The organism is Pedococcus sp. KACC 23699, from assembly GCF_045348425.1.
Classification (GTDB): domain Bacteria; phylum Actinomycetota; class Actinomycetes; order Actinomycetales; family Dermatophilaceae; genus Pedococcus.
Genome location: NZ_CP157483.1, coordinates 736,432 through 756,844 on the forward strand (window position 1 = coordinate 736,432; position 20,413 = coordinate 756,844).

Annotated in this window: 20 protein-coding genes; 5 read left to right on the forward strand and 15 right to left on the reverse strand. The window is 71.0% G+C overall.

Annotation, left to right across the window (positions count from 1 at the left end; all coding sequences use genetic code 11):
- Positions 1-52: 52 nt before the first annotated feature.
- On the forward strand, positions 53-1,333 hold the full coding sequence (locus ABEG17_RS03370; RefSeq protein WP_406831871.1) for an LCP family protein: 1,281 nt from the start codon (positions 53-55) through the stop codon (positions 1,331-1,333).
- A 267-nt stretch (positions 1,334-1,600) separates the two neighbouring features.
- On the opposite strand, the gene ABEG17_RS03375 is transcribed toward ABEG17_RS03370, so the two are convergent.
- From ABEG17_RS03375 to ABEG17_RS03385, 3 genes are all read right to left on the reverse strand, one after another.
- Positions 1,601-2,185: a GNAT family N-acetyltransferase gene (locus ABEG17_RS03375; protein ID WP_406831872.1), complete on the reverse strand. Its 585-nt coding sequence runs from the start codon at positions 2,183-2,185 to the stop codon at positions 1,601-1,603.
- Positions 2,186-2,236: 51 nt separating this feature from the next.
- Positions 2,237-3,403, reverse strand: coding sequence for an acyl-CoA dehydrogenase family protein (locus ABEG17_RS03380; RefSeq protein ID WP_406831873.1), 1,167 nt, complete (start codon positions 3,401-3,403; stop codon positions 2,237-2,239).
- Between the two features lie 89 nt (positions 3,404-3,492).
- Positions 3,493-4,551, reverse strand: a complete 1,059-nt coding sequence (locus ABEG17_RS03385) for an LLM class F420-dependent oxidoreductase (protein ID WP_406831874.1) — start codon at positions 4,549-4,551, stop codon at positions 3,493-3,495.
- A gap of 153 nt (positions 4,552-4,704) precedes the next feature.
- Between ABEG17_RS03385 and ABEG17_RS03390 the strand changes: the two genes are divergently transcribed.
- Positions 4,705-5,856 carry a glycosyltransferase gene (locus tag ABEG17_RS03390; RefSeq protein WP_406831875.1) on the forward strand — a complete coding sequence of 384 codons (1,152 nt, stop codon included), beginning with the start codon at positions 4,705-4,707 and terminating at the stop codon, positions 5,854-5,856.
- Between the two features lie 42 nt (positions 5,857-5,898).
- On the opposite strand, the gene ABEG17_RS03395 is transcribed toward ABEG17_RS03390, so the two are convergent.
- The gene (locus ABEG17_RS03395) at positions 5,899-6,801 is read right to left on the reverse strand and encodes a hypothetical protein (RefSeq protein WP_406831876.1); all 903 of its coding nucleotides are present in this window, start codon (positions 6,799-6,801) and stop codon (positions 5,899-5,901) included.
- Positions 6,802-7,026: 225 nt separating this feature from the next.
- On the opposite strand from ABEG17_RS03395, the gene wecB reads away from it, so the two are divergent.
- Positions 7,027-8,094, forward strand: a complete 1,068-nt coding sequence (wecB, locus tag ABEG17_RS03400) for a non-hydrolyzing UDP-N-acetylglucosamine 2-epimerase (RefSeq protein WP_406831877.1) — start codon at positions 7,027-7,029, stop codon at positions 8,092-8,094.
- 64 nt (positions 8,095-8,158) lie between these two features.
- On the opposite strand, the gene ABEG17_RS03405 is transcribed toward wecB, so the two are convergent.
- From ABEG17_RS03405 to ABEG17_RS03425, 5 genes are all read right to left on the reverse strand, one after another.
- A complete protein-coding gene (locus ABEG17_RS03405) occupies positions 8,159-9,337 on the reverse strand; it encodes a glycosyltransferase family 4 protein (RefSeq protein ID WP_406831878.1) in 1,179 nt (392 codons plus the stop codon).
- Positions 9,338-9,582: 245 nt separating this feature from the next.
- Entirely contained in the window at positions 9,583-10,590 is a 1,008-nt protein-coding gene (locus ABEG17_RS03410) for a Gfo/Idh/MocA family protein (RefSeq protein ID WP_406831879.1), read from the reverse strand.
- The gene (locus tag ABEG17_RS03415; RefSeq protein WP_406831880.1) at positions 10,590-11,687 is read right to left on the reverse strand and encodes a DegT/DnrJ/EryC1/StrS family aminotransferase; all 1,098 of its coding nucleotides are present in this window, start codon (positions 11,685-11,687) and stop codon (positions 10,590-10,592) included. The genes ABEG17_RS03410 and ABEG17_RS03415 overlap by 1 nt, the downstream gene beginning before the upstream one ends.
- Positions 11,684-12,283, reverse strand: a complete 600-nt coding sequence (locus ABEG17_RS03420; RefSeq protein WP_406831881.1) for an acyltransferase — start codon at positions 12,281-12,283, stop codon at positions 11,684-11,686. Before ABEG17_RS03420 ends, ABEG17_RS03415 begins: the two co-directional genes overlap by 4 nt.
- Positions 12,284-12,286: 3 nt before the next feature.
- On the reverse strand, positions 12,287-13,609 hold the full coding sequence (locus ABEG17_RS03425; protein WP_406831882.1) for a nucleotide sugar dehydrogenase: 1,323 nt from the start codon (positions 13,607-13,609) through the stop codon (positions 12,287-12,289).
- A 124-nt stretch (positions 13,610-13,733) separates the two neighbouring features.
- Between ABEG17_RS03425 and ABEG17_RS03430 the strand changes: the two genes are divergently transcribed.
- The gene (locus ABEG17_RS03430) at positions 13,734-14,189 is read left to right on the forward strand and encodes a CoA-binding protein (RefSeq protein WP_406831883.1); all 456 of its coding nucleotides are present in this window, start codon (positions 13,734-13,736) and stop codon (positions 14,187-14,189) included.
- An 80-nt stretch (positions 14,190-14,269) separates the two neighbouring features.
- Here ABEG17_RS03430 and purE read toward each other — a convergent pair whose 3' ends face one another.
- On the reverse strand, positions 14,270-14,803 hold the full coding sequence (gene purE / locus ABEG17_RS03435; RefSeq protein WP_406831884.1) for a 5-(carboxyamino)imidazole ribonucleotide mutase: 534 nt from the start codon (positions 14,801-14,803) through the stop codon (positions 14,270-14,272).
- Positions 14,800-15,996 (reverse strand): 5-(carboxyamino)imidazole ribonucleotide synthase, encoded by a 1,197-nt coding sequence (locus tag ABEG17_RS03440; protein WP_406831885.1) that lies wholly within the window; start codon positions 15,994-15,996, stop codon positions 14,800-14,802. Before ABEG17_RS03440 ends, purE begins: the two co-directional genes overlap by 4 nt.
- A gap of 97 nt (positions 15,997-16,093) precedes the next feature.
- On the opposite strand from ABEG17_RS03440, the gene ABEG17_RS03445 reads away from it, so the two are divergent.
- Positions 16,094-16,594 carry a GtrA family protein gene (locus ABEG17_RS03445; RefSeq protein WP_406831886.1) on the forward strand — a complete coding sequence of 167 codons (501 nt, stop codon included), beginning with the start codon at positions 16,094-16,096 and terminating at the stop codon, positions 16,592-16,594.
- A 13-nt stretch (positions 16,595-16,607) separates the two neighbouring features.
- Here ABEG17_RS03445 and ABEG17_RS03450 read toward each other — a convergent pair whose 3' ends face one another.
- The 4 genes from ABEG17_RS03450 to ABEG17_RS03465 are packed head-to-tail and all read right to left on the reverse strand — an operon-like array spanning position 16,608 to position 20,271.
- The gene (locus tag ABEG17_RS03450; protein ID WP_406831887.1) at positions 16,608-17,633 is read right to left on the reverse strand and encodes a sensor histidine kinase; all 1,026 of its coding nucleotides are present in this window, start codon (positions 17,631-17,633) and stop codon (positions 16,608-16,610) included.
- 9 nt (positions 17,634-17,642) lie between these two features.
- Positions 17,643-18,320: a response regulator transcription factor gene (locus ABEG17_RS03455; RefSeq protein WP_056917463.1), complete on the reverse strand. Its 678-nt coding sequence runs from the start codon at positions 18,318-18,320 to the stop codon at positions 17,643-17,645.
- Positions 18,321-18,349: 29 nt separating this feature from the next.
- Positions 18,350-19,141, reverse strand: a complete 792-nt coding sequence (locus ABEG17_RS03460; RefSeq protein ID WP_406831888.1) for an enoyl-CoA hydratase/isomerase family protein — start codon at positions 19,139-19,141, stop codon at positions 18,350-18,352.
- The gene (locus ABEG17_RS03465) at positions 19,138-20,271 is read right to left on the reverse strand and encodes an adenylate/guanylate cyclase domain-containing protein (RefSeq protein ID WP_406831889.1); all 1,134 of its coding nucleotides are present in this window, start codon (positions 20,269-20,271) and stop codon (positions 19,138-19,140) included. Before ABEG17_RS03465 ends, ABEG17_RS03460 begins: the two co-directional genes overlap by 4 nt.
- Positions 20,272-20,413: the final 142 nt, after the last annotated feature.

Genomic DNA, 20,413 nt, shown 5'->3' on the forward strand with positions numbered 1-20,413 from the left:
CCCTCGCCGCGTCGTTTTGGCGCTCCCCCACCCGACACCGGACACTGGCGGGATGACTGGACGCTCCGGGCCCGACGACGCCCGCCCCATCCCGCAGCGCGGCGACGCCGGTCACTCCTCGGGGTGGGAGGACGACCCTGACGACGTGTACGTCGTCGACGTGCGCGGTCGCAAGCAGGGACGGGGCGCCGATGCCGCCCGTGCCCAGCGCGCCGCTCGTCGCCAGGGCGCCACGCCCCCGCCCGTGGGCCCCCCAGCCCGTCCGCGCGCTCCGCGCGATCCCGACCAGCCCGGGCAGGGCGGGCAGCCCCGCCAGCCGCAGCGACCGCCGCGGCCACGTGGCGCAGCCCGCCGTCGCCGTCGCCTGGTCGCCCTGCTCGTCGGCCTTCTCGTCGTGGCCTGGCTGGCCTTCATGGTCTACACCCCGGTGCACGCGTGGAACTCCGTCACCAAGGTCGACACCACCCCGGCCGGGGTGCGACCGGCGCAGAGCAAGGGCTACAACTACCTGCTCGTCGGGTCCGACAGCCGGGCAGGGCTGACCAAGGCCCAGCGCAAGGAGTACGCCACCGGCAACGCGGCCGGACGCCGCACCGACTCGATCATCCTCGTTCACGTCCCCGAGAGCGGCGGAAAGCCTGCGCTGATCTCCATCCCGCGCGACAGCTACGTCCCGATCCCCGGCCACAACAGCAACAAGATCAACGCCGCCTTCTCCTTCGGCGGCCCGAACCTGCTCGTCGAGACCATCGAACAGGTCACCGACCTGCGCATCGACGGCTACGTCGAGATCGGCTTCGGCGGGTTCGCTTCCGTGGTCGACAGCGTCGGCGGCGTCAACATCTGCGTGAAGTTCAACATGAACGACAAGAAGGCGGGCATCAACCTCAAGAAGGGCTGTCAGCTGCTCGACGGCAAGAACGCCCTCGGCTACGTGCGCGCCCGGTACTCCGACCCGCGCGGCGACATCGGCCGGGCTGAGCGCCAGCGGCAGTTCCTCGCCGCCATCATGAAGCAGGCGCTCACGCCGTCGACGGTCCTCGTGCCGACCCGCTACTGGGGCTTCTCCCACGCCACGGCCAAGGGCCTGATCGTCGGCCAGGACACCTCGATGCGGGACGCCAGCCGGGTACTGCTGGCCATGCGCGCGGTCTCGAACGACCAGGGCCTGAGCCTCGTCGTGCCGCTGCAGAACCTGAACTACCAGACCAACGCCGGCAGCTCGGTGAAGTGGGACACCCCGCGCGCCAAGGCGCTGTTCACCACCCTGCGCGAGGACAAGCCCCTCGAGTCGCCGCCGCCGGGTACCGACGGCAAGCCCTCCGGCGGCTGAGCCCGACTGCCCTTGTCACTCCAGCCCGCAGGACGCCGTGCGGATCGTCCACAGGGCGAGCTGACCCTCGTCGCTGGGCTCTGTCTGCCTGACCGACAGCTTCCGCGCTGTGGCAGGGACACCCGACCGGTATCCACGGGCGTAAGGCAGATGCACGAGGCATCCCGGGCGTGGGTCGTCGGCCACCGCAGCCTCGCCGGCAGCTGCGACGAGCTGCTCGCGCACTACCGCGACGTCGCCCGCTGACGCGCCGTACCGGCGTGCCCGTCACTCGGCGCGGCGCTCGCGCAGGAGCTCCCACTGCTCCCTGGTGATCTCGAACCGGTAGCCGCCGAGCTCCGCACCCTCGACGCCCTGCATGCCCTCAGGCGTCGGGACCGACGCGACGACGGACATGCCGACCTTGGTCATCACCTGTTGGGAGGCGACGTTCAGCGCCATCGTCTCGCCCCAGACCGTGCTGACGCCGAGCTCCGAGAAGCCTTTGTCCACAAGGGCGTTCGACAGCTCGGTCGCATACCCCTCACCCCAGGCGTCCCGGCGGAGCCGGTAGCCGAGCTCGACCTCGTCGAGCGGCCCCTCCCGCTCGGGCCGCAGGCAGAACCAGCCGATGAAGTCGTCGGTCGCCTTCTCGTAGCCTGCGAACAGCCCGAACCGACCGCCCCACCGCTCGTACGCGGCGAGCAGGTTCGGGATCACCTGGTCGCGCACCTCGTCGTCGGACATCGACGGCTCGCCGCCGGTGAGGAACCGCATCACGGCGGGGTCGCTGTCCAGCTCGATGAGCAGGTCGGCATCGTCCGCGGTGAACTGCCGCAGCACCAGCCGCTGGCTCTCGACGTAGTCGGTCATGGCGACAGCATGCCGAGGACCGCTCGCCGCGCCAACAGGATTTCGGTCGACCTAGCCCAGGAGCTGGCGGGCCATGACGACGCGCTGGACCTGGTTGGTGCCTTCGTAGATCTGGGTGATCTTGGCGTCGCGCATCATCCGCTCGAGCGGGAAGTCGCGGACGTAGCCAGCTCCTCCGAGCAGCTGCACCGCGTCGGTGGTGACCTGCATGGCGACGTCGGAGGCGTAGCACTTGGCGGCGGCGCCGAAGAACGGCAGGTCCTTGTCGCCGCGCTCGGACTTGGCGGCGGCGACGTACACCATCTGGCGGGCGGCCTCCACGGCCATGGCCATGTCGGCGAGCATGAACTGAATGCCCTGGAACTCGGCGATGTGCTTGCCGAACTGCTTGCGCTCCTTGACGTACCCGATGGCGAAGTCGAGGGCGCCCTGGGCGATGCCGACGGCCTGCGCACCGATGGTGACGCGGGTGTGGTCCAGGGTGCGCAGCGCGATCTTGAGGCCCTCGCCCTCGGCGCCGACGATGCGGTCGCCGGGGATGCGGACGTTGTCGAAGTGCAGCTCACGGGTGGGGCTGCCCTTGATGCCGAGCTTGCGCTCCTTCTCACCGAACGTGAACCCGGTGTCGGACTTCTCCACGACGAAGGCGCTGACGTTGGCGCCGCGGCGCCCCTCGGGGTCGGTGACCGCCAGGACCGTGTAGTACTCGGACACACCGGCGTTGGTGATCCACGACTTCTGTCCGTTGAGGACCCAGTCGTCCCCGTCACGCTTGGCGCGGCACTTCATCGCCGCGGTGTCCGAGCCGGCCTCTCGCTCGGACAGGCCGTAGGAGAACGTCGTCTTCCCCTCGGCCAGCGGGGTGAGGTAGCGCTTCTTCACGTCGTCGTTCGCCGCGAGGATCAGCGGCATCGTGCCGAGCTTGTTGACCGCCGGGATGAGCGAGGCGGACGCGTCGACCCGGGCCACCTCCTCGATGACGATGCAGGTCGCGAGCGCGTCCGCGCCGACGCCGCCGTACTCCTCGGCGATGTGTGGGGCGAAGAAGTCCGAGGCGACGAGGGCGTCGTGCGCCTCCTGCGGGTAGCGCGCCTCCTCGTCGACGGCCGCCGCATACGGAGCGATCTTGTCCTCGGCGACCGCACGCACCGCGTCACGCAGCGCCTCGTGGTCCTCGGAGATCCGGAAGAGGTCGAAGTCGGGGTTCCCTGTGCTCACGGGGTCAGGTTACCCGCTGGTACGCCGCCGGCGGAACGCCCTGACGTGTGCTTCGCCACGTCGCGATCACCGACGAGGGCGGTGAAGCGTCAGCGGCGGCCGAGGTGCCAGAGGTGGCCGTGCTCCTTCCGGTCGACGAGCTCGGGCATGACCTCCTGCTCGAACAACGACAGGGCCGTGGTGTCGTAGGCCGCTTCGGGGAAGTAGGTGATGGCGTACGTCATGCCCTGCTTCTCCAGCGCCCGGAACGTCTCGACGATCTGCTCGGGGGTGCCGACGGCCGGGCCGCTGCGCAGGCCCTGGACCTGCTCGTCGGCCTTGGCCTCGGGGACCCCGGCCTTGCGGAACTGCTCGCGGATCCAACCGAACCGGTCCTCGAGCTCGCGCTCGGTGCGGCCGATGACGACGTTGTAGTTGGCACTGCGGACGATCTGACCGAAGTCCCGGCCCAGGTCGTCGCAGTGACCCTTGAGAATCTCGCTCTTGTGGGCGAAGCCCTCGGGGCTGCCGTCGAAGTTGGTGTAGTCGGCATACTGCGCAGCGATCCGCAGGGTCTTCTTCTCGCCGCCACCGGCGATCCACATGGGGATGCCGTTGTCCTTCGACCCCGGGGCACTGGTCCCCTGCAGCGGCTGCGGGTGGCAGAGCGCTCCGTCCACCGAGTAGTGCTTGCCGTCGAGCGTGGCCGAGCCCGTCGTCCACATCTGGCGGAAGATCTCGACGCCCTCCTCGAGGCGTTTGATCCGCTCTCCAGCGCTCGGGAAGCCGTAGCCATAGGCCCGCCACTCGTGCTCGTACCAGCCGGCGCCGATGCCCATCTCGACGCGGCCCTCGGAGATGATGTCGATCGTCGCCGCCACCTTGGCCAGGTAGGTCGGCTCGCGGTAGCTCATGCACGTGCACATCTGCCCGAGGCGGACCCGGCCGGTGACCGCGGCGAACGCCGCCATCAGGCTCCACGCCTCGTGGGTGGCCTCTTCGCTGGGCACCGGCACGGTGTGGAAGTGGTCGTACACCCAGATGGAGGTCCAGTCCTCGTTGGCGTCGGCTCGGCGCGCGAGCCCCGCCATGGTGCCCCACTGCTGGTTCGGGTCGATGCCGACCAGGTCCATGCGCCAGCCCTGCGGGACGAAAAGACCGAACTTCATGCGACCACTCCTGCTGTGTGGGGACTCGATGGTGCGGCTTCGGGATGGCAAGTCCTCCAAAGCGCGCATGGGCGGACGTCGTGCTGAGTGCGGCCAGCGGCAGCACGACACTACACACTGGGCGTATACCGACCACCACCTATGATCGGGGCCGTGGCCACCCCCCGCATCCTGTGCATCTCCCTGTCCCCGATCAGCCGCGACGCGCGCGTCCTGCGTCAGCTCGCCGTCCTCGCCGAGCACGGCGCCGTCGTCACCGTCGGGTACGGCCCGAAGCCCCTGGGAGCCACCGAGCACGTGCAGGTCCCGGACTCGGCGTTGACCCTGCCGCAGACGCCGAAGGGGGTCGTGAAGCTCGGCCTGCGCAGGCTGCGCAGCGCCGAGCTCGACGCTCCCGCGGTTCAGTTCGCGCTGAACCGACTTCAGGGCCAGAGGTTCGACCTCGTCGTGGCCAACGACGCCCGGGCCCTGGCCCTCGCATTCGCCATTGCCGAGAGTGGCGGCAGCCCGCCCGTCTGGGGCGACATGCACGAGTGGGCTCCCGGCCAGCGGGACCAGTACTTCATCTGGCGCACCATGGTCGCGCCCCTCATGGACCACATGTGTCGCACCTACCTGCCGCGCTGCGCGGCGGTGACGACCGTGGCGGCGAGCCTGGTGGATGAGTACGCCCGCGTGTACGGCGTGCGGCCCGAGCTGGTCCGCAACGCCCGGCCGTTCGCCGACCTCGCGCCCACCCCGCTGCCGGCCGACGGCACCATACGGCTGGTGCACAGTGGCGGGGCGGAGCCGAACCGTAACCTCGGCATGCTCGTCGAGACGGCGATCGAGCTCGAGCACGTCACCCTCGACCTCTACCTCGTCGCGGCGGGTGACGGCGGCAAGCTCCTGCGGTCCCTGCGCGAGCAGGCTGCGCACACGTCGCGTATCACGATCCACGACCCGGTACCGCCCTCCGACCTGCCCAAGACCCTCAACCAGTACGACGTGGGGGTCTTCTCGCTGCCCCCGGACAACTTCAACATGGAGAACTGCCTGCCCAACAAGCTGTTCGACTTCCTGCAGGCCCGGCTGGCAATGGCGGTGAGCCCGTCCCCGGAGATGGCGCGGTTCGTCACGGGGAACGACCTGGGGGTGGTGGCGAAGGACTACTCGAAGGACGCGCTCGTCGCAGCGCTGCAAGAGCTGACGCCCGAGCGCATCATGGCCGCGAAGGAGTCGGCGCACGCACACGCGCAGTCGCTGAGCAGCGACACCGACGTGGCGACATCCCATGCGATCGTGAGCGGGCTGCTGGCCCGTTGAGTCTCGCGTCGTCACACGCGTCGCAGACGTCCCGCGTAGGTCTCACCCTCGCTTGGCCAGCACAGTGGTGTAGGTGTCCAAGACCTGCGCCAGGGCGCCGGCCACCCCGTGCCGGGCCGCCACGTACTCCTGGCCCATCTGGGGGTTGTGAGGCAGTTCGCCGCGGACCAGGGCAGCGACTGCGTCGGCGGCGCCCTCCGCGCTGCTGCCGAGCACGGGTGGCGGCGCTGAGGCGTAGAGCGGAAGGGGGACCGACATCACCAACGGCGCGCCGATTCCAAGCGCTTCGAGCTCACTGCTTCCGATCATCCCGGTGCTCTGCCCCACCACGGCCCACGCTGAAGCGAGCATGGACATGTAGCCGGCACGGTCCTGGCGTTCGATGAGCTGTACGCCGCGGCGACGCGCCTCCTCGGCCATGGGGCCCCAGTCCAACCCGATCATTTCCGCGCCGGAGCCCGCTGCAGCGACAATGCGCTCGGCCGCATCGAGCTGAGCGGCGCCGCCCTTGTCATGCCCCCATCGGGAGGCAAACACGACGCGCGGTCGTTCTGTCGGCGTCCACCGAGGCAGGAGGCTCATGTCCACCGGTACCGGGAGGTACTCTGCGTCCGACCGATGCGGCAGGATGTGTTCGGCCAGGTCCGGCGTGGAGTAGAAGACGGCCTCAGCCTGGCGCAGACCCGTCCGGACGGCAGCCGACCAGGCAGGAAGGTACTGCTGGACGCGTACGTCGGTCCCGTGACAGTGCAGGACGTATCGACGCAACGCGAATCGGGCGTGACGCAGAACGCCGGCGCTGTGAAGGTGCACGATGTCGTGACTGTGGCTTTCGAGGGCCAGCCGCGACAGCCACTGCGCGCCCGTGAGGGCCTTCTTGGCCGGGGCCAGCCTGCCACCCTTCCACGACTCAGGGCTGGCCAAGGGGAGGAAGTCCCACGTCATGCCCTCCCTCGCCGCCTGCCCAATCAGCTGAGAGGCCGTCGAGGCACAGTCGTTGACGTGCAGGACATTGGGCCGGGCTCCACTCACGTGACTGGAGTCTAGTCGTCACCGACACCCGACTGGCTGCGGCTCCATGCCGGAACGGTGGACCGCACCGGTCACCTCGCGCGCCGTGTCGGACGGCCGCAACCCCACGGTTCGGAGCTCCCGCTAGAGTAACGCGCCGTGAAGATCCTCAGCGTCGTCGGTGCGCGGCCCCAGTTCGTCAAGCTCGCCCCCGTCGCGACCGCCATGGCGGCCCGTGGCGACGACCACGTGATCGTGCACACGGGCCAGCACTACGACATCAACATGTCCGACGTGTTCTTCCGCGACCTCGGCATCCCGGCGCCGGACCGCCACCTCGCGGTCGGCTCCGGCTCGCACGGTCGCCAGACCGGCGCCATGCTCGCCGCGATGGACGAGGTGCTCGAGCAGACCCGCCCCGACTGGGTGCTCGTCTACGGCGACACGAACTCCACCCTCGCGGGCACGCTGAGTGCGGTGAAGATGGGGATCCCGCTGGCCCACCTCGAGGCCGGCTTGCGCTCGTTCAACCGCCGCATGCCCGAGGAGCACAACCGGGTCCTCACCGACCATGCGGCGGACCTGTGCCTGGCCCCGACCGAGGTCGCGATGGGCCACCTGCGCACCGAGGGGCTGGCCGGGTCCAGCGTCATGGTCGGTGACGTCATGACCGACGTCCTGCTCCAGGTCCGCGACGCCGTCGCCGACCGCCCGGCCGAGCTGCCCGAGGGTGTCGACCCCGACCAGCCGTACTACGTCACGACGTTGCACCGCGCCGAGAACACCGACGACCCCGACCGCCTGCGGACGATCATCGACGGCCTCGCCGGGGTCGAGGCCCCGGTGCTGCTCTTCGCGCACCCGCGCCTGCGCCAGCGCGCGGCCGACTTCGGCATCGACCTCGACCGCGGCTCCGTCACCTCGGCCGACCCGATCCCCTACCCCGCCCTCGTCCGCAACGTCATGACCAGTGCGGGCGTCATCACCGACTCGGGCGGCCTCCAGAAGGAGGCCTTCATCCTGCGCGTGCCGTGCACCACCGTGCGTACCGAGACCGAGTGGACCGAGACGGTCGACCTCGGCTGGAACGTCCTGGTGCAGGACCCGACCGAGCTGCGCGATCTCGTCCAGCGACCGGCGCCGGCGGCGACTGACGAGACCCCGTACGGCGACGGCGACGCCGCCACCCGCGTGGTCGAGGCGATCCACACCGCCCGGCGGCGCTGAGCGGCTCGGTCGTCCGTCCGGGCGCGCCACTGGGCGGCGTCGGCCGCTCAATGGCGCTCAACGGTCAGGCCAGGCCAGCGCCGCGCAGCGCGGCCTCGGCGGCCAGGCGACCCATCGTCTGCAGCGAGGCGTGGTCCTCCGTCCAGGCGACGACGTGCTCCTGGGTGCGGGCCCGTTCGTCGTCGGTGAGGGCCCACGCACTGGCCATCGCGCGCGTGACCCCGGCAACGTCGTACCCGGGGGCCCAGCCGAGGCGCTGGGACTCGACGAGCTCGTGTCCCGCCCCAGCGCCCGAGAAGATCACGGGCGTTCCGCACGCCGTCGCGGCATACACCTTGGTGGGCTTGGCGAAGTCGTAGCCCTGGCCCGGCCTGATCGACACCAGGGCAGCCGTGGCGGCGCGGAGCCAGGCCGCCGCATGCGCTGGCGGAACGACGCCACGGAAGTCGACGGCACCAGGGACGAGCTGCTCGGCGAGGCGGCGCAGGTGGGGCACGTCGCTGCCCTGGCCGAGGAAGACCAGCCTCGCCGAGGGCTCGGCGGCGCGGAAGGCCGCGAAGGCGCGCACGAGGACTTCGGCGCCCTGCCACTCGGACATCGTGCCCGTGTAGACGAACAGCGGCCCCCCACCCCCCGGGGGCAGCGCCTCCGGCCCGGGTCCGACCGGGGTGAAGACGTCGGTATCGACGCCGTTGCCCACGACGACGATCCTGGAGTCCTCCACACCGAGGTGAGCGACGCGTTCGGCGACGCCGTCGCTGATGCACAGCACGCTGCTCGCGCCGCGCATGACCCACGACTCGACCGCGCGCAGCACCCGCACGATCGCGGCGGGGGCGCCCATCGAGGCTGCACCGTCGGACCAGACGTCCCCGGCGTAGTAGGCGTAAGGCACCCGCTGGATCGCGGCGGCGACGCGTACGACCAGCCCCGTCGTCGGTGGTGGTTCGCACACGAGCAGCACCGGGCGGCGCCGCACGAGGAGCCGCATCGCCAGCGGCAGGTCGAACGAGAGGTAGTGCAGGTAGCCACGGATGTTGCCCTGCTCGTCGCGCAGCGCCGGCCACCGGCTCACGCGGAGCTCGCCGTCGTCGGCGACCAGGTCTCCGGGCGGGGTGGTCGTCAGCACCTCGACGGGGTGGCCGAGGGAGTCGAAGGCGTCAGACAGCACGCGGAGCCGGAACGCCGCTGCAGCCACCTCTGGTGAGAACAGCCGCGACGCGATCCGGACGGGACGCGTCACCGGCGCTCCCCGACGTGGTGGGGCGAGCAGCGGGCGAGGGTCATGACACCTTCTCGTAGCAGTACAGGGAGGACATCACGTAGGCCCGCGGACCCCGAACCCGATGTGCCCGCGGCATACCGGCGCTCCCAGTAGGTGGCGCTGCCAGGGAACCTGCGGCGCAACACCAGCCCCGCTGCAGGCTCGACCACCGGACGGCGGGCGACTCGGCTCACGGTGCGGCGCAGCGGGGGGCTCATGGGTACCTACAGTGCCGGGACGTCGCCGGTCAGGTCCATCGTTCGACTTGTCTGGGCGGACTCGATGCAGGCCTCGGCCACGCGTACCGTCGTCAGTCCCTGCTCCATGGTGACGATGTCCGCGTCCTTGCCGAGCACCGCGTCGCGGAAATTCTCGTGCTCGACGCGCAACGGCTCCGGCTTGGCGATGGCGTACCGGACGACATCACCCTCGGAGACCCCACGGAACTTGGAGATCGCGTCCCAGGTGGTCGCGATCTCGCCGTTCGCGTAGAAGGTGAGGTCGGCCGTCAGGGTGTCGGCGACGAACGTGCCGCGCTCCCCGGTGATGATCGTGACACGCTCCTTGAGCGGCGACAGCCAGTTCACGAGGTGGCTCGTCACCGTGCCCCCACTGAGCTGGCCGACGATGGCGACGAGGTCCTCGTGCTCACGACCGGACTTGTATGCCGTGCGTGCGGCCACCGAGATGTACGTCTGCTGGGTCACCCACGCGGTCAAGTCGATGTCGTGCGTGCCGAGGTCCTTGACCACGCCCACGTCCGCGATGCGCGCCGGGAACGGGCCCTGACGACGGGTCGTCACCTGATAGACGTCACCGAGCTCGCCGGCCTCCAGGCGCGCGCGGGCGCTCTGCAGGGCCGGGTTGTAACGCTCGATGTGGCCGACCGCACCGACCAGGCCGGCGTCCTTGAACGCGGTGGCCAGCCGGACGGCGGACGGGGTGTCCTGCGCCAGCGGCTTCTCGATGATCGCGTGGACTCCGGCGGCGGCAAGCGCGAGGCCGACTGGCTCGTGGTAGACCGTGGGGACCGCAACCATGCAGTAGTCGAGGCCGTGCTTGATCAGGCCCTCGATCGAGTCCTCGAGCGGGCGGCCGCCCGCGACGCCGTGGGCGTCACCACCCGGGTCGGCGACCGCGACGAGGTCGACGCCCGGCAGCGAGCCGAGGACCCGTGCGTGGTGACGGCCCATCATGCCGAGGCCGATGAGGCCGGCGCGCAGGTTCGCCATCAGGCACCGGCCTTGGCCAGGGCGTTGACGCCCGCGACGATGCGCTCGAGGTCGTCCTGGCTCAGCGACGGGTGCACCGGGAGCGACAGGCACTCGGCGGCGGCCTTCTCGGTCTCCGGGAGGTCGACCTGCACCCCGTCACGAACGAACGGCGCCAGGCGGTGGTTGGGCACGGGGTAGAACATGCCCGAGCCGATGTTGTACTCCTCGCGCAGGGCGGCGGCGAAGCCGTCACGGTCCTGCGGGACGCGCACGGTGTACTGGTGGTAGACGTGCACGGCGCCGTCGGCGACCGGAGGAGTGGTGACGCCCTCGAGGTTGGCCGTGAGGAACGCGGCGTTGTCCTGGCGCTGCTTGGTCCAGCCGCCGACCTTGGTCAGCTGGACGCGGCCGATGGCGGCGTGGATGTCGGTCATGCGCGTGTTAAACCCGACGACCTCGTTGTGGTACTGCTTCTCCATGCCCTGGTTGCGGTAGAGCCGCATCAGGCGCTCGACCTCGCCGCCCGCGACCGAGACCATGCCGCCCTCACCGGACGTCATGTTCTTGGTCGGGTAGAGCGAGAACATCGCGAACGTGCCGAAGGCCCCGACGGGCGTGCCGTTCAGCGAGGCGCCGTGCGCCTGGGCCGCGTCCTCGTAGACCTGCAGGCCGTGCTTGTCGGCGATGGCCATGAGCTGGTCCATCTTGGCCGGGTGGCCGTAGAGGTGGACCGGCATGATGCCGACCGTCTTGTCGGTGATCGCGGCCTCGACGGCGGCGGGGTCGAGGCAGAAGTCGTCGGCCGAGATGTCGGCGAAGACCGGCGTCGCACCGGTGAGCGCTACGGAGTTGGCCGTCGCCGCGAAGGTGAACGACGGGACGATGACCTCGTCACCGGCCTTGACGCCGGACGACAGCAGGCCCAGGTGCTGGCCCGAGGTGCCGGAGTTGACGGCCACGCAGGCCCGGCCGAGGCCGAAGTGCGCGGAGAACTCCTCCTCGAAGGCCTTGACCTCCGGGCCTTGGGCGAGCATGCCGCTGCGCAGGACGCGGTCGACCGCCTCGCGCTCCTCGTCACCGATCAGCGGCTTGGCAGGGGGGATGAACTCGGTCATGGTGCGACGGCCTCCGTCAGAGTGTTGTCGTGCTCGGTGTAGTGGTCTCCGGTCTGCGGGCAGACCCACGTGCCGGAGTCGTCCTGCTCGAGGGGGACGCCCGCCTTGCCGACCCAGCGGATGCGCTTGGCCGGGACTCCCGCCACGAGGGCGAAGTCGGGGACGTCCCTGGTAACGACCGAGCCGGCGGCCACGAGGGCCCAGCGTCCGATCGTCACAGGAGCCACGCATACGCTGCGCGCTCCGATCGACGCACCGGTGCGGCAGGTGACCCCGACCGCCTCCCAGTCGTCGCCTGTCTTCAGGGCGCCGTCGGGGCTGACGGCGCGCGGGAAGTGGTCGTTGGTGAAGACCACGGCCGGCCCCACGAAGACGCCGTCCTCGAGGACGGCCGGCTCGTAGACCAGCGCGTAGTTCTGCAGCTTGCAGTTGTCGCCCATCTGGACGCCGGTGCCGACGTAGGCGCCACGTCCGACGACGCAGTTCTCGCCCAGCACGGCACCCTCGCGGACCTGCGCGAGGTGCCAGATGGACGAGCCGTCACCGATGCTCGCGCCGTCGGCGACGTCGGCGGAGTCGACGATCCGGACCGCCACGCCTCAGCCCACCCGCTCGGTCTGGGCGACGACCTCGGCCTGCCCGACGACCAGGAACCGCACGTCCTCGAACCGCGCCGGGTCGAGGACGCGGCGACCGTCGACGACGACCTGCAGCTCGGGGAAGTCCTTGGCGGACAGGTCCTTGTACTCGGCGTGGTCGGCCTGGACCACGACCACGTCGACCGGCTCGCCCAACGTGTAGGCGTCCCAGCCGAACTTCGCGAGCTCCTCGGCCGTGTACATCGGGTCGTGCACAACGACGGTCGCGCCGGCGTCACGCAGCGCGTCGACCGTGCCGAAGACCCCAGAGAACGCCGTCTCCTTGACGCCGCCGCGGTAGGAGGCGCCGAGGACGGCCACCTTCTTCCCCTCGAGGCTGCCGCCGGCCGCACCGACGGTCAGGCCCACGGTGTAGGCGGGCATCGCGGCGTTGGCCTCGCGGGCTGCGCGCACGACGGTCGCGTCGGGGTCGTTCCACAGGTAGAGCCGCGGGTAGACGGGGATGCAGTGGCCACCGACGGCGATGCCGGGCAGGTGGATGTGGCTGTAGGGCTGGGAGTTGCTGGCCTCGATGACCTGGAAGACGTCGATGCCGTTCTTCGCCGCGAAGGCGCCGAACTGGTTGGCCAACCCGATGTTGACGTCGCGATAGGTCGTCTCGGCGAGTTTGGCCATCTCGGCAGCCTCGGCGCTACCGAGGTCCCAGACGCCGTTGCCGCGCTCGAGGTCGGGGCGCTCGTCGAACTGCAGCACCTGCTCGTAGAACTCGACGGCCTTGGCGGCACCGGCCTCGGAGAGCCCGCCGAGGAGCTTGGGGTACTTGCGCAGGTCGGCGAACACCCGCCCCGTCAGCACGCGCTCCGGGGAGAAGACGAGGTGGAAGTCGCTGCCCTCGACCAGACCGCTGCCCTCCTCCAGCTTGGGCTTCCACCGGGTGCGGGTGGTGCCGACGGGCAGCGTGGTCTCGTAGATGACCAGCGTGCCGGGCGTGAGGCCGCGGGCGATGTCGTCGGTCGCGGAGTCCATCCAGCCGAAGTCGGGGCGGGCCTCGTCGTCGACGAACAGGGGCACCACCACGACGACCGCGTCGCTCTGGGAGACGGCGTCGGCGGTGTCGGTGGTGGCCACGAGGCGACCCGCGGGGACGACCTCGGCGAGGTGCTCGGCGAGGTGGGCCTCACCGGGGAACGGCTCGGTCCCGGCGTTGACGAGGTCCACGACGGACTGGCTGACATCGGCGCCCAGGACGTCGTGCCCGGACTTGGCGAACTGCACGGCCAGGGGGAGGCCGATCTTGCCGAGGCCGACTACGGTGATCTTCACGGATGTTCCTTCACGGTTGGGGTCCGCGGACGATCTTAGGGCTTACGTCCTGAGTCGCAGACCCGCCCCGAGGTCGGCCGCCGTGAGCCTTGCGGCTCCGGCCGAACCTGTGATGCTGGCAGGCATGACCCTGAAGCACCAGAACGACCCCGAGCTGATCCGTGAGCTGCTTTCCGACCCCGGCACCTGGGTGGTCGTCGGTCTCTCGTCGAACCGCGACCGCACCGCCTTCGACGTCTCCCGCTGGCTCAAGGTCGAGCTCGGCAAGGCCATCATCCCCGTCCACCCCGCGGCGGACACCGTCCACGGCGAGCAGGGCTACGCCTCCTTGGCCGACATCCCCGACGGCACCGACATCAAGGTGGTCGACTGCTTCGTCAGCTCCGAGCACGTGGGTGGCGTCGTCGACGACGTCATCGCGCACAAGGACCGGCTCACCATCGACGCCATCTGGATGCAGCTGGGCGTGGCCGACGAGGCTGCAGCCCAGCGGGCGCGCGAGGCCGGCCTGGGGGTCGTCATGGACACCTGCCCCCGGATCGAGTGGCGCACGGTGCGCTCCTCGGGGATGAGCCGCTGAAACCCACCCCCGAGGGCAGTTCAGCGCCGCACGGCTCAGTCGCCCAGGTCAGGGTGCTGCGTCGGGCGCGGCTCGGTCGCTCAGGCGGGGGCATCGCGCCGGGCACGCAGGGCGGCGCCCTTCGCGTGGGCCTGGTCGCGCAGCTCACCCTGGAAGCGCACCATCGCGGCCCGGAGCTGCGCAGCGCGCTCGCCCTCCCCCGCAGCGAGGATCCGCGCGGCCAGCAGACCGGCGTTGCGGGCACCCCCGATGGAGACGGTGGCCACCGGGACCCCGGCCGGCATCTGCACGATCGACAGCAGGGAGTCCATGCCGTCGAGGTGCTTCAGCGGCACCGGCACCCCGATGACGGGCAGCGGCGTCACGGCGGCGAGCATCCCCGGCAGGTGGGCCGCTCCCCCGGCGCCGGCGATGATGACGCGCAGGCCCCGCTCTGCGGCCTGCTGCCCGTAGGCGATCATCTCGTCAGGCATCCGGTGCGCGGAGACGACATCGGCCTCGAAGGGGATGGCGAACTCCTCGAGGGCAGCAGCGGCCAGCTCCATCACCGGCCAGTCGCTGTCGCTGCCCATGACGAGCCCGACGAGCGGGGCGGTGGCGGGGCGCTCGGTCATTCGGTGATCACTCCTGCGAGGTAGTCGGCGGCGTGCCCGGCGCGTTCCCGCAGGTCGGCGAGGTCGCTGCCGCTGACGGTGACGTGGCCGATCTTGCGACCCGGGCGGACCGCCTTGCCGTAAAGGTGGACCTTGAGCCCGGGGTCCCTGGCCATGATGTGCCGGTACGCGGGGTACAGCTCGGGGTACTCGCCGCCGAGCACGTTGGCCATCACGGTGTGCGGTTCGCGCGGCGTCGGGGCGCCCAGGGGCAGGTCGAGGACCGCGCGCAGGTGCTGCTCGAACTGTCCCGTCACCGCCCCGTCCATGGACCAGTGCCCGCTGTTGTGCGGGCGCATGGCCAGCTCGTTGACGACGTATGCGGCGGAGCCCGTCCTCGGGTGGCGCACCTCGAACATCTCCACGGCGAAGACGCCGGTGACCCCGAGCTCCTCCGCGATGCGCAGACCCGCCTCGGTGGCGACGGCGGCCAGGTCGGGGTCGAGGCCCGGAGCGGGGGCGAGGACCTCGGTGCAGATGCCGTCGACCTGGACCGTCTCGACGACCGGCCATGCCGCGGCCTGGTTGGAGGGACTGCGGGCGATCAGCACGGCGAGCTCGCGCACGAAGTCGACCTTCTCCTCGAGCAGGATGCCGTCGGCCAGGGCACCCGGCCGACCGGCCTGCTCGAGCCAGTCGCCCACGTCGTCGGCCGAGCTGATGACGCGAACTCCCTTGCCGTCGTAGCCGCCTCGGGGCGTCTTGGCCACGACGGGCCAGCCGTTCGCGTCACCGAACGCCGTGACGTCCTCGGCACTGCGGGCCCTGGCCCAGGACGGACAGGCGACACCGATCTCGGTGAGGCGTTCGCGCATCGCGAGCTTGTCCTGGGCGAAGTGCAGCGCCTCGGGGCTCGGGTGGAGCGGGACCCCCTTGTCGACCAGGGCAGCGAGCACGTCCGGTGGCACGTGCTCGTGGTCGAAGGTCACGACGTCGCACTCCTGGGCGAACGCCAGCACGGCCTCGACGTCGGTGTGGTCGCCCACCGGTGCGGACGGGATGACCTGGGCCGCCGCGGCGTCGGTCGCCTCCGCGAGGACGCTCAGGGTCACGGACATCTCGGCGGCTGGTCCGGCGCACATCCGGGCGAGCTGGCCGCCCCCGATGATGCCGACGACGGGGAACCCTCCGGGGGCGCGCTGCGGTGAGGTCACGACCGTGAGGATATCCGCCGGACGGTTGCCGCCCGAGACCGCCCGTTTCGGCGCAGGTCGGCACGCGACTCACGGCCGCCCTCGATAGGCTCCGCGGGTGTCTGCCACCCCATCCGTCCTGGCGCGCCTGCGAGGGACCGTCAACGTCCTCTACCGCGAGATGATCAAGTTCGGCGTCGTCGGGGCGGTCGCCTTCGTCATCGACATCGGCTTGTTCAACCTGCTGCGTCGCACCGTGCTGCAGGGTCCTGGCACGGGGGTGCTGTCGAACGCCGTCATCTCGACGATCATCTCCGCGGCCGTGGCGACCGTCGTCGCGTGGGTCGGCAACCGGATGTGGACGTTCCGGCACCGGCGCAACCGGCCGGTGGCCCACGAGGCGCTGCTGTTCGCCCTGACCAACGGGGTGGCCCTGCTCCTGCAGGCTCTCTGCGTCGGCATCACCAACCAGTTCACGGCCGGCGAGACGGGCTGGGTCGCCGAGAACCTCGCCAAGATGATCGGCATCGCGCTCGGGACGCTGTTCCGGTTCTACGCCTACCGGAAGTTCGTGTTCAGCCAGGAGCCGCTCGAGGACACCTCGCCGCTCTCGGACTGAGCAAACCCGGGGGTCAGGAGGAGTCGGACTCGCTGAGGAACAGGGCGAAGATCGCCGGCTGGGCCTGGATGAGCTCGAGCCGGCCGCCGTTGGACTCGGCGAGGTCGCGCGCCAGGGCCAACCCGAGGCCGGTCCCGCTGGTGGTCACCGACCGCTCGAAGATGTGCGGCGCGATCGTGGCCGGGACGCCCTCGCCCTGGTCGCTGACCTCGACGACGACCGAGGGGCCGGAGCGACGGGCGTGGACGTCCACCGTCCCGCGACCGTGGGCCAGGGAGTTCTCGAGCAGCGTGGACAGCACCTGTGAGAGGGCCACGGGCGTGGCCTGGACGACGAGCCCACGCTCACCGTGCACCCGGACGCTGCGCCGGGCCTGTTCGAACGCCGGCTGCCACTCGCGCTGCAGCGCCGCGATGACCGAGTCGAGGGACACCGTCGCCTTGGGCTCGTCACCGCCGCGACGGGTGCGCGACATGAGGTCGTCGACGACCCTGGTGAGGCGCTCGACCTGGGCGATGGCGATGTTGGCCTCCTCCTGCACGACCTCGAGGTCGTCGGTGGCGGCGATCTCCTCGAGCCGCATGAGGAGGGCGGTCAGCGGCGTGCGTAGCTGGTGCGAGGCGTCTGCGGCGAAGTCGCGTTCGGACGCCAGCGACTTGGTCAGGGTCTGCGCGCTGCGCGAGAGCACCTGGGACACCTGGTCGAGCTCGGCGATGCCGGAGTGCAGCGGCTGGATCCGGGACTCGCCGGCCCCCAGACGCTCGGCACGGTCGGCCAGCTGGGTCATCGGTCGCGAGAGCCGACGTGCCTGCTGGATGGCGACGAACACGCCGACCCCCAGCGCGAGGACGGCGAGGGCGACGACCACACCCGCGAGGCGCAACGAGGTCGACGTCGGGGTGCCGTCGGCCAGCCACTGGCCGACGATCCCGCGCCCGGCGACGGTCGCCTGCCAGATCGCGAGGGCGACCGGCACCATGGTGATGACGATCGCGAGCCCCACGGCCAGGACCGTGGACCGGATCAGCTGTTGACGCATGTCAGGTGCTCAGACCTCGTCGCCACGCTCGAAGCGGAACCCGACCCCACGCACGGTGGCGATGTAGCGGGGCTGGGCGGCGTCGTCGCCGAGCTTTCGGCGCAGGACGGAGATGTGCATGTCGAGGGTCTTGGTGGACCCGAACCACGCGGTCTCCCAGATCTCGCGCATGAGCTGCTCGCGCGAGACGACCTTGCCCTGCTCGCGGACGAGCACGCGCAGCAGGTCGAACTCCTTCGCCGTGAGCTGGAGCTCCTCCTCCTGGAACCACGCGCGCCGGCCCTCGGGGTCGATGCGCACGAGCTCGTTGGCCGAGGGTGCGTCGGTGGGGTTGCGGCGCAACAGGGCCCGCACGCGGGCGAGCAGCTCGGCGAGCCGGAACGGCTTCGTGACGTAGTCGTCGGCGCCCGCGTCGAGACCCACGACGGTGTCGACCTCGTCGGCGCGCGCGGTCAGGATCAGGACGGGGACGGTGCGTCCCTCGGCCCGGATACGGCGGCACACCTCGAGGCCGTCGACGTAGGGAAGACCGAGGTCGAGGACGACGAGGTCGGGGTTCTCCGCGGAGGCCTCGAGTGCGGCACGGCCGTCGGCACGGACGTCGACGTCGTAGCCCTCTCGTCGCAGCGCACGGGCGAGCGGTTCGGAGATGGCGGGGTCGTCCTCGGCCAACAGCACACGGGTCATGGGGTGATCGTAGGGAACGAGCGGCTCGATCAGCGACCAGGCCACTCCGGACGGCGTTTTTCGTTGAAAGCGGACACACCCTCAGCACGGTCCTGCGAGAACGCCGTCGCCGCCCAGTGCTCGTCCTCCAGCTCCAGACCGGCGGCCAGGTCGGTGTCGAAGCCGCGGCGCATCGCGGCCTTGGCGTTGCGGACCCCGACCGGCGAGTTCGCCGCGATGGTCGTGGCCAGCTCGAGCGCGCGGTCGCGCGCCGTGCCGGTCGGCACCACCTCGTCGACGGCGCCGAGCGCGCAGGCCTCGGCGGCGGAGAAGCGCTCGGCCGTGAAGATCATCCGCGCCGACCTCGACCAGCCGATGCGGCGGGTGAGCAGCTGCGTGCCGCCGCCCCCCGGGATCACGCCGACGGACACCTCGGGCAGGCCGACGACGGCTCCCTCGCCGCAGACGACGAGGTCGCAGGACAGGGCGATCTCGAAGCCGCCACCGAGGGCGTACCCGTCGACCGCCGCCACCACCGGGACCGGCAGGTCGAGCACCCCCCGGTATGCCGCCCGCGCCAGTGGCCGCTGGGCGCGCAGGTCCTCGTCGGTGAAGGAGTTGCGTTCCTTGAGGTCCGCGCCGACGCAGAAGGCCTTCGGGTGGGTCGAGGTGACCACGACCGCCCGGACCGTGGTGTCGTCGGCGAGCTCGCGGGTGGCTCGGCCGAGGGCGTGCGCCATCGCGGTGGACACGGCGTTCATCGCCTCGGGGCGGTCGAGCACGAGCTCGGCGACGTGTCCGGCGTCCCCGTGCCGCTCGATCCGGACCAGCGCTGACGTCATGAGATCTCCTCGTGTGGGGGCGGGGTCGGGGGCAGGGCCGGGGGTGCGGGTGCGCGGCCGGCGAGACGTCCGCCGGTGGCGCGCCGCAGCTCGCTCGGCGTGACCCGGCCGATGCCGCGCAGCGTCCTGGTGCGCAGCGCCGTCGTCTCGAACCCCGACAGGGCGGCGAGCGCCGCGGCGAGGGCGTCGTCGACGAGCACTCCCCCACCGGGGGCGACGCTGGTGATGCGGGAGGCGCGGTTGACGGTGGTGCCGAAGACGTCCCCGAGCCTGGACAGGACCGGGCCCACCGCCATACCGACCCGCACGTCGGGGAGCAGGTCGTCCTCGGCCATCGTCTCGACGAGGTCGAGGGCCACCGCGGCAGCCGGGGCGGCGTCCAGGGTGACGAACAGGATCTCGTCGCCCACGGTCTTGATCACGCGCCCGCCGTGCGCGGTGACGATGTCGGTGGCCAGGGCCTCGAAGCGCTGCACCATGACGGCGAGCTGGCGCTCGGTCATCCGGCGCACGAGGGAGGTGAAGTTGACCAGGTCGGCGAACCCGACCACGCGCCGTACCCCCTGGGCGGACTGTTGGGGGTCTGCGTCGGCGAGCATGCGGGAGATCGCGGCGGTCAGGTGACGCCGCCAGGCGTAGATGAGCAACGGCTCGAGGGCGTCGGCCATGTCGGTGAGCTTGCGGGCCGCAGCCTCGGCGGCGGCGAGGTCAGGCGCACCGCGCGCGTCCTTCTCGTCCAGCGCGGCCTCCAGGGCCGGGTCGGCCAGGGCCTCCGCCATGAGCTGGGTCTGCCACACCGCGAGCCGGTCGGTGGTGCGGGCGAACGCACGGGTCATCGCCAGCGCGGTCGTCTCGTCGAGCTCTTCCTCACGCACCAGCCGGGCGACGGCCATGAGGGCCATCTGGTCGGCCTCGGTGAACATCTCGTCGTCGTCCTCGACGATGGGGAAGCCCAGCGCGTGCCAGAACTTGCGCGCCGACAGCAGGGAGACCTCGGCGCCGCGGCTGACGTCGCGGCGGACCATCGTCGCCGGCTTGCCGAGCAGTCGGGCCTCGAGGTTGTCGGCACTCAGGGCCGCGAAGTCCTCGGGGCGCACGAGGCGATGGCGGCCGGCCTCGGACACTGCCACACCTCCTCGGTTCTCACGTGCAGTCGGTGCTGCACGCTGGGCAAACGGGAGCAGCCCCGCCCGGGGCAGGACTGCGCGGGCGCCACGGTGCAGCCCTCACCCCGCATCATGCCGTGCGGGCAGCACCCCCGCCGTACGACAC